Annotated in this window: 13 protein-coding genes and 1 pseudogene; 9 read left to right on the plus strand and 5 right to left on the minus strand. The window is 71.2% G+C overall.

The annotated features are described in order from the left end of the window. Positions 1–215: pseudogene (locus tag ACLFOB_RS05550) on the minus strand (hypothetical protein); the annotation flags it as partial. 647 nt (positions 216–862) lie between these two features. After that, a complete protein-coding gene (tspO, locus tag ACLFOB_RS05555) occupies positions 863–1,321 on the minus strand; it encodes a tryptophan-rich sensory protein TspO (RefSeq protein ID WP_410917356.1) in 459 nt (152 codons plus the stop codon). Positions 1,322–1,534: 213 nt separating this feature from the next. On the opposite strand from tspO, the gene ACLFOB_RS05560 reads away from it, so the two are divergent. The 9 genes from ACLFOB_RS05560 to ACLFOB_RS05600 all read left to right on the plus strand — a co-directional run bounded on the left by ACLFOB_RS05560 (position 1,535) and on the right by ACLFOB_RS05600 (position 9,322). Continuing rightward, a complete protein-coding gene (locus ACLFOB_RS05560; RefSeq protein WP_410925372.1) occupies positions 1,535–2,338 on the plus strand; it encodes a B12-binding domain-containing protein in 804 nt (267 codons plus the stop codon). 107 nt (positions 2,339–2,445) lie between these two features. Next, positions 2,446–2,940 carry a Na+/H+ antiporter subunit E gene (locus ACLFOB_RS05565; protein ID WP_410925374.1) on the plus strand — a complete coding sequence of 165 codons (495 nt, stop codon included), beginning with the start codon at positions 2,446–2,448 and terminating at the stop codon, positions 2,938–2,940. After that, positions 2,937–3,251, plus strand: a complete 315-nt coding sequence (locus ACLFOB_RS05570) for a hypothetical protein (protein WP_410925376.1) — start codon at positions 2,937–2,939, stop codon at positions 3,249–3,251. The genes ACLFOB_RS05565 and ACLFOB_RS05570 overlap by 4 nt, the downstream gene beginning before the upstream one ends. Next, entirely contained in the window at positions 3,244–3,528 is a 285-nt protein-coding gene (locus tag ACLFOB_RS05575; protein WP_410917352.1) for a cation:proton antiporter, read from the plus strand. Before ACLFOB_RS05570 ends, ACLFOB_RS05575 begins: the two co-directional genes overlap by 8 nt. Beyond that, the gene (locus ACLFOB_RS05580) at positions 3,525–4,460 is read left to right on the plus strand and encodes a hydrogenase subunit MbhD domain-containing protein (protein WP_410925378.1); all 936 of its coding nucleotides are present in this window, start codon (positions 3,525–3,527) and stop codon (positions 4,458–4,460) included. The genes ACLFOB_RS05575 and ACLFOB_RS05580 overlap by 4 nt, the downstream gene beginning before the upstream one ends. After that, positions 4,457–4,762: an NADH-quinone oxidoreductase subunit K gene (locus ACLFOB_RS05585; protein ID WP_410917350.1), complete on the plus strand. Its 306-nt coding sequence runs from the start codon at positions 4,457–4,459 to the stop codon at positions 4,760–4,762. The genes ACLFOB_RS05580 and ACLFOB_RS05585 overlap by 4 nt, the downstream gene beginning before the upstream one ends. After that, on the plus strand, positions 4,759–6,231 hold the full coding sequence (locus ACLFOB_RS05590; protein ID WP_410925380.1) for a complex I subunit 5 family protein: 1,473 nt from the start codon (positions 4,759–4,761) through the stop codon (positions 6,229–6,231). Before ACLFOB_RS05585 ends, ACLFOB_RS05590 begins: the two co-directional genes overlap by 4 nt. After that, positions 6,228–7,691: a complex I subunit 5 family protein gene (locus ACLFOB_RS05595; protein ID WP_410917348.1), complete on the plus strand. Its 1,464-nt coding sequence runs from the start codon at positions 6,228–6,230 to the stop codon at positions 7,689–7,691. Before ACLFOB_RS05590 ends, ACLFOB_RS05595 begins: the two co-directional genes overlap by 4 nt. Continuing rightward, positions 7,688–9,322, plus strand: coding sequence for a complex I subunit 5 family protein (locus ACLFOB_RS05600; protein WP_410925382.1), 1,635 nt, complete (start codon positions 7,688–7,690; stop codon positions 9,320–9,322). The genes ACLFOB_RS05595 and ACLFOB_RS05600 overlap by 4 nt, the downstream gene beginning before the upstream one ends. A 260-nt stretch (positions 9,323–9,582) precedes the next feature. On the opposite strand, the gene ACLFOB_RS05605 is transcribed toward ACLFOB_RS05600, so the two are convergent. The 3 genes from ACLFOB_RS05605 to dsbD are packed head-to-tail and all read right to left on the minus strand — an operon-like array spanning position 9,583 to position 12,880. After that, entirely contained in the window at positions 9,583–10,227 is a 645-nt protein-coding gene (locus ACLFOB_RS05605; RefSeq protein ID WP_410925384.1) for a DsbA family protein, read from the minus strand. Next, positions 10,224–11,057, minus strand: coding sequence for a prolipoprotein diacylglyceryl transferase family protein (locus ACLFOB_RS05610; protein ID WP_410925386.1), 834 nt, complete (start codon positions 11,055–11,057; stop codon positions 10,224–10,226). The genes ACLFOB_RS05605 and ACLFOB_RS05610 overlap by 4 nt, the downstream gene beginning before the upstream one ends. Beyond that, entirely contained in the window at positions 11,054–12,880 is a 1,827-nt protein-coding gene (gene dsbD / locus ACLFOB_RS05615) for a protein-disulfide reductase DsbD (RefSeq protein WP_410925388.1), read from the minus strand. Before dsbD ends, ACLFOB_RS05610 begins: the two co-directional genes overlap by 4 nt. Between the last annotated feature and the right edge of the window lie 70 nt (positions 12,881–12,950).

The following is a 12,950-nucleotide window of genomic DNA, read 5'->3' on the forward strand; positions in this document are numbered from 1 at the left end:
AGGGTCTCGGCGTTCACCTCGCCGCGCGACAGCTCGTCGAAGGCCTCCTTCAGCTGCGCCGTGTCCGGCGCCGTCCCGTGCGCCGCCGCGGCCCAGGGCGGTTGCGGGCCGAAATAGTACCAGCCCTCGGGCGGCCCCGCTTCCGCGCCATGGCCGGGGTGCCATCCATGGTGCCCGTGATTGTGCCCGTGGTTGTGCCCGCCATTTTTGCTCATCTGGTTTCTCAAGCCTTTTCGTCAGATCGCCCTATACGCCTCTTCTGCCGGGAACATTGAGGCAGATCAAGACGATCGGGCCAACCCTGCGTCATGGTGCGTGGCGCACAGGCTCGGCCCGATCCTCGATCATGCGGATCACTCTATCGCCCTTGGCCCTGACGGGCGCCGGTGGGCGCAAAGATCGAGGGGCCTGGCCATGGTTCCGAGCCGACAGGGTGCACCCTGACCGACCGGTGGCTGGAGCGCGTCGCCTGGCCTTCACCCTGTCACGGGCCCGAAGCGCCGCGTTGCTCGGGCGCTCATCGCCGAGGCCGGGCGATGGCCGCTCCTCATCCTCGACGAGCCGACACCGGGCTGGGCATCGGCACAGAGGCCGCGCTGGCGCAGCGGATCGGGGCACTGGCGCGCGAAGCCCGCGCGATTGCCGTCATCACGCATGACATCGCGCTTTCGGTCGCGGACCGGGCGGTGCTGCTGGATCGCCGCGGCATGGAGTTCTGCGGCCCTTGCCGTGCCCTGATACGCGACGCGCCACGGTTGACGCGCGTCGGGCTCCCTCCGGCGGACACGGCTTCCTTGCCCGACTGGCTTGCGGCGGCATGCATGGGGCAGGGGGCGACTGTCTGTCCGAGGCGCAGCCTGTCCTATGCCGCCGCGGCATGCGGATTGCGGCGCATCACCGAGATGTTGAGCGCCAGTGCGAAGCTGCCCCAGGCGAGGTAGGGCACCATCATCAGCGCCGCGATTCCGTCACGGGCCAGAAACGCCAGCGTCGCGGCCAGAACCGCGATCCAGAGCAGCGCGATGATCACCGCCCCGGTCCGGATGCGGTGCAGGCCGAAGAACACGGCCGACCAGAGCGTGCTGATCGCGATCTGCAGGGACCACAGGCCGAGTGCGAAGGCGCTGCCGGGTTGCATCGCCACGCGCGCCGCCGCGAGCGACATCAACACGTAGAGGATCGCCCAGATCACCGGGAACAGCTTGTCGGGCGGCGTCCACGCGGGCTTGTCGAGGTCGCGATACCAGGCTCCGGGCTTGAACAGGATGCCGGCCGCGGCGGGAACCGCGCAGATCGCGAGGTAGAGCGGAAAAAGCGTCATGACAGTCCTCTGATCACTGAACGTGCCGCCGGCAAAGCTGTGTCTTTACCGCAGGCGCATCCCGGTTGCGGGACCGTGGTAACAGCGACAGGCGCTCAGGGCGAGCGCCGCGCACCCCCGGAGGCAAGGGCCGCCCGTCATCGAGGCGATTGACCGAATCGCATGCAACGGTATGCTCGACGTGATGCCGCAGTGTGGGCGAGGGACAAGGCGATGTTCGACGCAGAGGTCTTTTCACGGACGGCATCGCTTTTCGCAACGAAGCGAAAGGCCTTCGCCGAGGATGCAGTGGAGCTTCTGGCCGGGGACATCATGCGCCGGCTGGCATCGGCGCGCCCGCACGATCCAGGCTTCGAGGCGCCCGAGATCAGCGACGACAGCATCGCCGCCTTCTGTGAAACCCTCATCAGGCCGACCCCCGATGCCGCCCTCCGGTTCATCGAGGATCGGCGCGCCGAGGGCGTGACCCGGCAGGGCGTCTATCTGGGATACATCGTCGCCGCGGCGCGCAGCCTCGGCCAGGGGTGGGACGAGGACAGATATTCCTTCCTCGACGTGACATATGGCACAGGGCATCTCTACGCGCTGATGCGGGCCTTGAGGGCCGAGACTTACGGCGCGCGCCCTGCCGTGGACGGCCGGCGATGCGCGCTCTTTGCAACCGTGCCCGGCGAGGACCACGGAATCGGTATCACGGTCGCCGCGGACCTGTTCCGCGAAGCCGGCTGGGAAATCGACCTTCGGACCGACACGGACCACGATGAGCTTATCGCCCATGTCGAGCACACGCAGCCGCACATCATCGGCCTTTCGCTCAGCACCGAGCAGCGGCTGGATGCGCTCGTGCGTCTGGTGGTGGCAATGCGCATCACGGTGCCATCGGCAATCATCGGCGTCGCTCCGGCGACGAATGTGTCTGCGGAGCGGCTAAGAGACCTCGTCGACATCGACCTGGTATTCGAAGACGCGCCTTCTGCCTGCCGCGATCTGGAGCGCCTTGTCCGACTTCGGGACTGATCCGCTTCGAGAGAGCCTCTTGGCGGAGACACGGCGCCACTGGCGCGGGCCGCCTGCCTCTGCACTCAAGCCTTGCGCTGCTTGCGTCGATCATGTGTCCTGACGCCATGCAGGGATTTTCCGCAAGACATCTGGTCGGTCGTATCACCTTTCTCGGGGCCGTATGGATCGTTCTCGCCGGGGCCGAGCCCAAGGCGCTCGCCGTCGGGGCGGTTGCAGTTCCGGCCGCGGTCTGGCTCAGCCTTCGGCTCCTGCCGGGACCGCGTCATCTTGCGCCGTGGCGGGCCGTGCGGCACCTGCCGGCTTTCCTCGGCGCCTCGCTTCTCGGCGGGCTCGACGTGGCGCGGCGTGCCCTGTCCCCGCGGATGCCGCTCGCGCCCGGCTGGGTCGAGGTGCCGGTGCGCCTGCCCGATGGCGGGCGCGTCGCGTTGGGCGCGGAGTTGTCGCTCATGCCGGGCACGCTGGCGGCCGGCATGCAGGGCGATCGGCTGCTGATCCACCTGCTCGACGTGGACGCGGGCTTCGAGGCGGCCATACCGCGGGAAGAAGCGGCCATCGCGGCGATGATCGGCGGCGACCCCGCGACACGAGCGAACGGATGACCGCCTGGCTGAGCCTCATGGCCACGGGCGTGCTCGTCAGCCTCGCCGGCGCGCTCCTGCGGATCTGGCGCGGGCCGGGGCGCGCCGACCGCATGACCGGGGCGCAGCTTGCCGGAACGAGCGGCGTCGCGGTCCTCATGCTCCTCGCTCCGGTCGAGGGCTGGGCGGCGCTCGACGTCGCGGCGATCCTCGCGCTGTTCGGGGCGCTGGCGGCGGTGGGCTTCGTCAAGGCGCTCAGCGCCGATGGCGGCGGCGACCCCGAGGAGGACGATGTCGACCCCGCGCCGCTGGCCGGAGACCGGGATGGCTGACATCGCGACGTGTCTCTTCACCGGTCTCGGCGTTCTGTTCTTCCTCGCGGGGTCGGCGGGGTTCCTGCGGTTTCCCGACATCTTCAGCCGCCTTCACGCGCTGACCAAGGCGGACAATCTGGGCCTCGGCTTCATCGCGCTCGGCGTCGCCTTCCAGGCCGAAAGCTGGCGCCAGGCGGCGCTTCTGGCGCTGATCTGGGCGCTGGTCCTGCTGGCGGCGGGGACGGTCTCGCAGCTTGTGGCGCGCCATGCGCTGCGCGAGCGGGGCGGGCGATGACCTGGGCCTTCGATGCAGCGCTTTGCGCCCTGATCCTTGCCGTCGCGCTGGCGACGGTGATGGGGCGCGGGGTGTTCCGAGCGATCGTCTTTTTCGTGGTCTACGGCCTGCTCCTGTCGCTGGCCTGGGTGCGGCTGGGCGCCATCGACGTGGCGCTGGCCGAGGCCGCGATCGGGGCGGGCCTGACCGGCGTCCTGTTCCTCGCCGCCTTCGGGCGGCTTGCGCGCAGCGGGGCGGATGCAGACCCGCCGCCGGGGCGCGTCAACATCGCCGCCGCGCTTGCCTCCGCCGCCCTGACGGGGGCGCTCGCCTGGGCGTGGTTCGCGCTGCCGCTGCCCGCACGGCCCGGCCCGGAGCTTGCCGAGGCCCTGCCGCGTGCCGGTGTCGAAAACCCGGTCACGGCCGTGCTGCTCAACTTCCGCGCCTGGGACACGCTCCTCGAGAGCGTCGTGCTGCTGGCGGCGCTGCTGGGCCTGTGGATGCTGGCCCGCGACGACGCCTGGACCGAGCGGCTGGGGCTGCCGCAGCATGTCAGGCCGGGCGGCGTCATGGCCAGTTTCGGGCGTTTGCTGCCACCCGTGGGGGTCCTGGTGGGGGCCTATGTGGTCTATGTCGGCGCCGATCGCCCCGGCGGGGCGTTCCAGGGCGGCACCGTTCTGGCCGCGGTCGGGCTTGTCGCGGCGCTGGCGGGTCTCGTCCGGCCGCCGCGGGTGACCGAGCGGGCGTGGCGCGCGGCGCTGGTCGCGGGGCCGGGCGTCTTTCTCGCGGCGGGTGTCGCGGGGGCCGCGCTTGGTGCCGGGTTCCTGACCCTGCCCGAGCCCGTGGCGGGCGCGGCGATCTTCGCCATCGAGGTCGCGCTCGCCCTGTCCATCGCGGTCACGCTGGCCTTCCTCGTCATCGGCCCGCCCGAGACCGGACCGGAGGGGTCATGAGCGGTCTCACCCTCTACGCCCTGACCGGTGCGGCGCTGGTCGGAACCGGCTTCTTCGGGCTGATCGCCGCGCGGCATCTCCTGCGGCGGGTGCTGGCCTTCAACCTCATCGGCTCGGGCCTCTTCGTCTATCTGGGTGCCGCGGGCGCACGCGGCGAAGAGGCCGACCCCGTGCCGCAGGCGCTCATCATCACAGGGATCGTGGTCGCCCTGTCGGCAAGCGCGCTGGCCGTCGGGCTGATCGTGGCGCTTGCGCGGGCTCGGGGCCGGGCCATGCTGCCAGAGGAAGACGAGCGCGGGTGACGGCTCTGGTGGCCCTCCTCGCGCTGCCGCTCGCCGGGGCGCTGGCCGCCCTGGTTCTGCCCCAGGGCGCGGTGCGGGGCATGGTCCCGGCGCTCTGCGCGGCGATGCTGGCGGCGGCGGCTGCTCTGGTGGCGGGCATGTCGGCTGAGGGGCCGACGCGGCTGCCGCTCGGGGGATGGGCGCCACCGGTGGGCATCGCGCTCGAGGCCGACGGCCTGGCAGCGGCGCTGATCGCGATGACCGTGCTGGTGATGACGGCCGCTGCGCTGGCCGCGCGCCATGCCCTCGATCCGGCCGCCGCCGGCGCGCGCGCGGCCTTCGGCTTCTGGCCGCTGATGCTGCTGCTCTGGGCGGCGCTGAACGCGGTGTTCGTGTCGCGCGACCTCTTCAACCTCTATGTCGGGCTCGAGCTTCTGAGCCTCGCCTCGGTCGGGCTCGTGGCCATCGGGGGCAAGGCGGAGGCGCTTGCGGCCGCGATGCGCTACATGCTCTTCGCGCTGGCGGGATCGCTGCTCTATCTCGCGGGGGTGGTGCTGGTCTATGCCGCGCATGGCACGCTCGACATGGGCCTTCTGGCGGCCCGGTCGCCGGCGGGCACCGATGCGCTGGCGCTGGCGCTGATGACGTCGGGGCTGATGGCCAAGACCGCCCTTTTTCCCTTCCACGTCTGGCTGCCGCCGGCCCACGGGTCCGCACCGGCCCCGGCCTCGGCGATGCTGTCGGCGCTGGTGCCGAAGGCGTCCTTCCTGATCCTGCTGCGGCTCTGGTTCGAGGTGATGCCGGACCGCGCGGCGGATGGGGCGCTTGTCCTGATGGCCGCGCTCGGGACCGCGGCGGTGATCTGGGGCAGTCTGCAAGCGCTCGTGCAGACGCGGCTGAAGCTTCTCGTCGCCTACTCCACGGTGGCGCAGATCGGCTACCTGCTGCTGGTCTTTCCGCTGGCCGGCGGCGCTTCGGCCGAGACGCCCTGGTCGGGCGGCGCCTGGACCGGCGCCGTGTTCATCGCGCTTGCGCATGGCCTTGCGAAGGCGGCGATGTTTCTCGCCGTGGGCCAGTGGATGGGCATGACGGGCACCGACCGGCTCGACGGAATGCGCGGGCTTGCCACCGCCATGCCGATGACGGCCTTCGCCTTCGCCCTGGCCGCCATGACGCTGGTGGGCCTGCCGCCCTCAGGCGGCTTCACCGGCAAGTACCTGTTGATGACCTCGGCCTTCGCGGCGGGGCAGTGGATCTGGGCGCTGGTGCTGGCGGGCGGGGGGCTTCTGGCGGCAGCCTATCTCTATCGCCCGCTTGCCACGCTTTTCGCACGCGCCGATGCGCCGGGCGCCGCGTTGCCGCCTGCACGCGCGATGCAGGCCGTTCCGCTCGGCCTTGCGGGGGCCGCGATCGCGCTCGGCATCGCGTCGGACGCGCCCTTCGAGATCCTCTCGATCGGCAGGCCCGCGGCGGCGGAGGCGGGGCCGTGACGGCGCTGCTGCCGCTTCTTCTGTTGCTGACGTCGCTCGTGCCGGCGTCGATCAGCTTTTTCCTCGCGCAGGACAGCTACCGCATGCGCAATGCGCTGAACCTCGGCGGCGCGGTCCTGAAGGTCGGGCTGATCGTGGCGATGCTGATCGCCATCGCCGGCGGTGCAGGCTACGAGGCGGAGATCCCGCTCGCCCCCGGCCTCGTGCTGCTGCTGAAGATCGACGCGCTGGCGCTTCTGTTCGTCTCGCTGTCGGCGGCGCTGTGGCTGCTGACCACGATCTACGCCATCGCCTATTTCGGCACGAAGCCGGAACAATCGCGCTTCTTCGGCTTCTTCAGCCTCTGCGTCTTCGCGACGACGGGGATCGCGCTGTCGGGCTCGCTGATCTCGTTCTTCATCTTCTTCGAACTTCTCACGCTCAGCACCTGGCCGCTTGTCGCGCACAAGCAGGATGCGGCATCGCTCAGGGCGGCGCGCAGCTACCTGCTTTACGCGCTGCCCTGCAGCACGCTCCTGCTCGTGGCGATCGTCTGGCTCGAAAGCGCCACGGGGCCGGTGCTGTTCGACGAGACGCCCGACCTCGACGCGCTCGACACGGGCAGCCAGCGGGCGATCTTCGCGCTCTTCATCCTCGGCGTCGGCATGAAGGCGGCCATCGTGCCGCTGCATGGCTGGCTGCCGTCGGCAATGGCGGCCCCGGCGCCGGTTTCGGCGCTTCTGCATGCCGTCGCGGTGGTCAAGGCCGGGGCCTTCGGCGTCGTCCGGGTGGTCTACGACGTCTTCGGCGTGGCGCGTGTCTCCGAGCTCGGGGTGGGCACGCCGCTGGCCGTGCTGGCGTCCGCGACCATCCTCTGGGGATCGATCCGGGCGCTGCAGCAGACCGGGATCAAGAAGCGGCTCGCCTATTCGACGGTCAGCCAGGTCAGCTACATCGTGCTCGGCGCCGCGCTCGCCAGCCCCTTCGCGGTGATCGGCGGGCTCGTGCATCTGGTGCACCAGGGGCTGATGAAGATCACGCTGTTCTTCTGCGCGGGCATCTACGACGAACGCGCCGGCGTGCGCGAAATCGCGGGGCTGGACGGGATGGGCTGGCGCATGCCCTGGACCTCCGTCTGCTTTTCGCTGGGGGCGCTGGGCATGATCGGCCTGCCGCCGCTGGCAGGCTTCGTGACCAAGATCTATCTCGGGATCGGCGCGTTGCAGGCCGGGGCGGGCTGGGTGCTGGCGGTGCTCGGCGCGTCCACCTTGCTCAACGCGGCGTATTTCCTGCCGCTTCTGTCGCGTCTGTGGTTCCGCGACCCCGCGCCTGACGCAAGCGGGGATGAGAAGGTGCCTGCGCTGGTGGTGCCGGCAGTGGTGGCCGCGCTTGCCGCGCTCGCATCCGGTCTGCTGGCGGCCTCGCCGCTGAGCCCGCTGGGCTGGGCCACCCTTATCTCGGAGCGGGAGTATCTGAGGTGACGCTGGTCGACGGCCCCCTTCTGCCGCTCGCGGCGCTGGTCTGGCCGCTTCTGCTGACCGGTCTGAGCGCGCTGCCGCCGGTCCGGCGCCACGCGGTGCGCCTTCTGCCGCTCGCGCCTCTGCCGGGGCTCTGGCTGGCGCTCGCGGGCGCCGAGGGCGTCACCACAGCGCCCGACCTGCTCCTGGGCGTGACCCTCGCGCTGCAGCCCGACGGCCGCGTTCTGCTCGGCATGGCGGCGGTGCTCTGGTGCATCGCAGGCCTTGCGGCGCAGCCGATGGCGGGGCGGCCGAACGCGGCGCTGTTCGCGGGCTTCTGGTGCCTGACGCTGGCCGGCAATCTGGGCGTGTTCCTGGCGCGGGACGTCGCGACCTTCTACGTGGCCTTCGCGGCGGTATCGCTGACCTCCTGGTTCCTGATCGTGCATGACAGGACGCCCGAGGCGTTCCGCGCAGGGCGCGTCTATATCATCATCGCGATACTGGGCGAGGTCGCCCTCCTGCTGGGCCTGATCCTTGGCGCTCAGCGGGCGGGCGGCATCGCCATCGCGGATGTGGCGGCGACCATCGGGTCCCCTGCCGCCGGTCTTCTCGTGATCGGCTTGGGGATCAAGGCGGGGCTCGTGCCGCTGCATGTCTGGCTGCCGTTGGCGCATCCGGCGGCGCCGGTGCCCGGCTCGGCCGTGCTGTCGGGCGCCATCGTCAAGGCCGGGCTTATGGGGCTCTTGCTGTTCCTGCCGCCCGCCGGCGCGCTCGGCCCCCTGCTGACGGGCCTGGGCCTGGCGGGCGCCTTCGGTGCCGCGCTCTGGGGGCTGACGCAGGCCAATTCCAAGGCGGTGCTCGCCTATTCCACGGTCAGCCAGATGGGGCTGATGGGGATGCTGGTCGCCGCCGGCGGCGCCGCGCGCGAGGCCGTGCCCTATTTCGCGATGCATCACGGGTTTGCGAAAGGGGCGCTCTTTCTGCTGGTGGGCGTGATGCTGATCTCGCGGGCTCGGTGGCAGCGGGCGCTCTGCCTCGCGGTGGGCGCGGTCGCGGCGGCCTCGGTCGCGGGCGCGCCGCTGACGGGCGGGGCGCTGGCCAAGGCGGCGGTCAAGCAGGAGCTGGAGCCCTGGGCGAGCACTCTCCTGAGCCTCAGCTCGGTCTTCACCGGCCTCGTGCTGATCTGGTTCCTGATCCGCCTCGCCCGGCTCAAGCCATCAGGCACCGGGCGGGGCTGGGCGGCGCGTCTTTCGCTTCCGGGGCTGCTCGCCGCGCTTGCGCTCTTGGCGCCCTGGGCCTTGTGGCAGGATTGGACGGGGCTCGAACCGGGCTATCCGGCCAGGCTGGAGACCCTGCGCGACGCGCTCTGGCCCGTCGCCATCGCGGCCGTGCTGGCACCGTTCCTCGCCAGATGGCCGTTGCCGACGCGGCCGCCGGGCGATCTCCTTCTCTGTCTTGTCCGGCCAGGCCGGCCCGGATGGCGCGCGGGCCCGGCGCGCCTGCTCCCGCCTGCGAAGAATGCCCGGCAGGTCCGGTTGCCCGCCGGCCCACTCGCGCCTTCCGCCCTGGAAGCGGCGCTCAGCCGCTGGGGTAACGCCGGCTCGGTCCTTCTTCTGCTGATTCCGCTGATCTTCGCGCTGCTCGTCGGCTGAACCGCGCAGCGCCGCGCGTGGCCGTTGCGTTGTGCGGTGCCGTGTCGTTCTGCCGGAAGGGGGATCGTCCCGGAGCGTATCCGCGTCGTCGTGATCGCGCCAGCAATCGACGACGCGCACGCCGCTCGATCGGAAGAGCGACGCAAGGCCGTGGACGCATCCTCCCTGTCGCCGTGGATCGCGCGACTGCGGGGGCATACTCGCGACGATGCCGCTTTGCGCCGTGATCTTGCGAAGCATCGCGGCAGGGGCATCCCTGGTCAGCCGCCTTGCGTGGCTCGCGCCTGCGCGACGGCGGTGGACAGCGCGCGGTGATCCAGCGCGCCTGCGTAGATGCGCGTGCCCACGATGAATGCCGGGGTGCCCTGCAGGCCGAAGGCCGCCGCCTGCTGCGCGTTGCGCTTCATGAAGCCGTCCCAGCGTGCCCTGTTCTCCTGATAGGCTTGCGCGACGGCATCGGGATCGACACCCGCGGCATCGAGCGTCTCCTCGATCAGCGCGTTCGAGAGCCTGCCCTCGGTCGCCATGAGCGCGTCATGCGCGGCCTGGTAGAGGCCAAGCTCGACGGCGCCGAGTGCGAGCTGGCTGGCCTTGACGGAGGCGGCGCCGAAGATCGGCCAGTCCTTCATGACCAGCCGCAGGTTGCCGTCCCTGTCGACGATGTCGCGCAGCGCCGGGTGGTTCGCCTTGCAGTAGGGGCACTGGTAATCGAAGTACTCGACGATCGTCACGTCGCCGTCGGGATTGCCCTGTACCGGCCCGTCGGTGTCGTGGAGCACGTCCTCGCCGGCCACTTCCGGTTGCGTCTGGCCGCCTCCGCGCAGAAGCGAAAGGGCAGTGACGGCCAGGCCGCCCGCGCCCAGGGCTGCGGCGCCCGCCAGGATGCTGCGTCGCGAAAGGATCATGTCTCGTCTCCTGCGGGTTGCTGATCGTCTTGCAGGTCCTGCACGCGTGCGGTCAGCTCGGCGCGAGAGATCTCGCCCACATGGACTGCCTGCATGCGGCCACGGGCGTCGAAGAAGATGGTGGCGGGAAGACCCAGGGCGCCGAACTGCTCCATGAGGGCAGTCTGCGGATCGAGAAGGACGAGGTCGCCATCGATGCGCGCCCTCCGCAGGAAGCGGCTGATGTGCTCCGGCGCCTCGCCCTGGTTGACGAAGAGAAAATCGACGGTCTCGAATCTCTCGGCGACCTCGACCATCATCGGCATCTCGCGCACGCAGGGCGGGCACCAGCTGGCCCAGAGGTTCAGCACCAGCGGCCTGCCCTCCCGCTCCGCGGGCGTGACCGGGGCGCCCGAGAGGTCGGCGAAGCTGGCCTCCGGCAGCCGGCCCGGCCTGTCGGCGCCGGAGACGATACCCACCACCTCGTAGCCCAGCCCGCCGACGAACGCGGCGACGACGAGCGGCCTGACGACTGCCGCGCCGCGGAGGATCGACAGGAGGACCACGGCGGCGAAGCCGACTATCCCGACCTGCGGCGCGAACCCGCCCTGCCAGACGGCGAAGACGTCCAGCGGCGCCTGCCGGTAGCTCTCGAGATTCGCGAGAACGAAGCCTGCGCGGGCCGAGAGAAGTCCCACCGCGACCGCCCTGAAGGCCCAGGCAGAGATATGCGCCCCCCGCCCGCGCCAGAGCGCCCAGATCTCCGCAACCAGCAGGAAGAGCCCGATGCCCAGAATCGCGGCGAAGCGTTCGGCCGAGAAGACCAGCGGCCCGATGGCTATGGCGTTCATCGCAGCGCCTCGGCCGAGCGGATGAGGTCGTCCGCGCGGGCGTCGCCGACGATCCGGGTGCCGGCCACCTCGGCGCGCCGCTCGTCGAGAAAGATCATCGTCGGCGGACCGACGGCACCAAGCTCGTCGAGCATGGCCCGGCCCTCGGGTCCGAAGTCGCTGACGTCGGCCTTGACCAGCGTCAGCGGATCCAGCGCCGCCCGGACGCTCGCGTCGGGCAGGACGCGCCGCTCGATGACGCGGCAGGTCACGCACCAGTCGGCGGTGACGTAGACCAGCGCCGGGCCGGGCCCTGCCGAGGCGAGGCGCGCGGCCAGCGTCTCGGACGAGGTGGCCCGCGCGAAGGTGAGCTCTGCGTCGACGTCACCCTCGACCGGTGGGCGCGTCAGTCCCGAAAGCGGCCGCAGCGGATCCGTGCCGCCCGACGACGCGCCGAGCGCCATGATGCCGCCGGTGAGCAGGGCAAGCACGCCCAGGAGCCGCCCCGCGCGCGGTGCCGCGCCCGCGTCGGGCGGCAGACGGTCGAGGGCGCCGAGGAACACCCCCGCGGCGACCAGCAGCACCGCCCAGAGCGCCAGCGTCGCCTCGCCCGGGATCAGCCGCGACAGGAGCCAGACGGCGAGGGCCAGGAAGACGAAGCCGAAGACGCGCTTCGCCCCCTCCATCCAGCCGCCCGCGCGCGGCAGGACGCGCGCCCCGAAGATGCCGACGAGCAGCAGCGGGACGCCATGGCCGAGGCCCATCGCGAAGAGCGCCGTCGCGCCGAGCGCCACGTCCCCGCTTTTCGCGATGTAGAGAAGCGCCCCGGCGAGCGGCGCGGTGACGCAGGGCCCGGCGATCAGCGCCGAGGTGAAGCCAAGCGCCGCCGCCCCGCCCAGCGTGCCCCCGCGTCCGGCGACCCCGGAGATTCGCGTGGTCCAGGAGGCGGGCAGGTTCACCTCGAAGAGCCCGAACATCGACAGCGCCAGCGCCACGAAGATCGTGGCGAAGACCGCGACCGCCGCGGGCGACTGCAGCACCAGTTGCAGATTCGCCCCCGACCACGCCGCCGCGATGCCCAGCAGCGCGAAGGCCGACGCCATCGCCAGCACATAGGCGAGCGAAAGCGCGGCGCCGCGCCGCGCCGTCAGCGCCTCGCCCTGGCCCGCGAGTATCCCGGCCAGGATCGGCAGCATGGGAAAGACGCAGGGTGTGAACGCCAGCAGCAGCCCGAAGACGAGGAACGCGCCCAGCACCAGCGTCGGCCCGCCGCGCGCGCTCAGGCCTTCGAGCAGCCCCGCGTCCTCCGCCACCGTCACGCCGGCCGTGCCCGATGACGAGCCAGTAGCCGGGGCGGCGCCTGAGCCGGACGCATCGTCGGTCGACACGGAACCGTCGCCCGCAGCGAGCGTCACCGTCTGCGGCGGATAGCAGATGCCGCCCTCCTGGCAGCCCTGATAGGTAAGCTCGACCGGACCCTCGGCGGCGAAGAGTTCCGCCTGCGCCGCGTCGTAGTAGACCTCGGTCATGCCGAAGGTGGGATCGTCCTTGACCACGCCAGGCCCGGTTTCGAGCGGCAGCGGGACCCCGCCCGCGGTGACCGCCGCAAGGTGGTCGCGGTAGAGGTAGTAGCCCTCCTCGATTTCCCACTCGAACAGGAGCGAGCCGTCGTCGCGCTTGGTGACGTCGAGCCGGAACGCCTCTTCGACGGCGATCGGCGCGCCGGCCGTCGTGCTCGCCGGAAAACCCTGAGCCGCGGCTGCACCCGTCAGGGCCGTCAGGATCGCGACGGCCGCGGCAAGACGCATGGCGGCCAGCGCGGCGGAGACATAGATTGCGCTCATCATCGGCGCCTGATCCAGCCCGACCCTTAAGCCAGGCTTAAGGCTGCGCTGCGACAGCGCGACAACAGAC

This window comes from Rhodosalinus sp. (assembly GCF_046542825.1).
Taxonomy (GTDB): Bacteria; Pseudomonadota; Alphaproteobacteria; order Rhodobacterales; family Rhodobacteraceae; genus Rhodosalinus.

What these genes read in the sequence shown, in the direction of transcription:
- ACLFOB_RS05580 (WP_410925378.1), top strand. Translation starts at nt 3,525, where the DNA reads ATGACCTGGGCCTTCGATGCAGCGCTTTGCGCCCTGATCCTTGCCGTC.
- tspO (WP_410917356.1), bottom strand. Translation starts at nt 1,321, where the DNA reads ATGACGCTTTTTCCGCTCTACCTCGCGATCTGCGCGGTTCCCGCCGCG.
- dsbD (WP_410925388.1), bottom strand. Translation starts at nt 12,880, where the DNA reads ATGAGCGCAATCTATGTCTCCGCCGCGCTGGCCGCCATGCGTCTTGCC.
- ACLFOB_RS05570 (WP_410925376.1), top strand. Translation starts at nt 2,937, where the DNA reads ATGACCGCCTGGCTGAGCCTCATGGCCACGGGCGTGCTCGTCAGCCTC.
- ACLFOB_RS05575 (WP_410917352.1), top strand. Translation starts at nt 3,244, where the DNA reads ATGGCTGACATCGCGACGTGTCTCTTCACCGGTCTCGGCGTTCTGTTC.
- ACLFOB_RS05610 (WP_410925386.1), bottom strand. Translation starts at nt 11,057, where the DNA reads ATGAACGCCATAGCCATCGGGCCGCTGGTCTTCTCGGCCGAACGCTTC.
- ACLFOB_RS05560 (WP_410925372.1), top strand. Translation starts at nt 1,535, where the DNA reads ATGTTCGACGCAGAGGTCTTTTCACGGACGGCATCGCTTTTCGCAACG.
- ACLFOB_RS05605 (WP_410925384.1), bottom strand. Translation starts at nt 10,227, where the DNA reads ATGATCCTTTCGCGACGCAGCATCCTGGCGGGCGCCGCAGCCCTGGGC.
- ACLFOB_RS05565 (WP_410925374.1), top strand. Translation starts at nt 2,446, where the DNA reads ATGCAGGGATTTTCCGCAAGACATCTGGTCGGTCGTATCACCTTTCTC.
- ACLFOB_RS05585 (WP_410917350.1), top strand. Translation starts at nt 4,457, where the DNA reads ATGAGCGGTCTCACCCTCTACGCCCTGACCGGTGCGGCGCTGGTCGGA.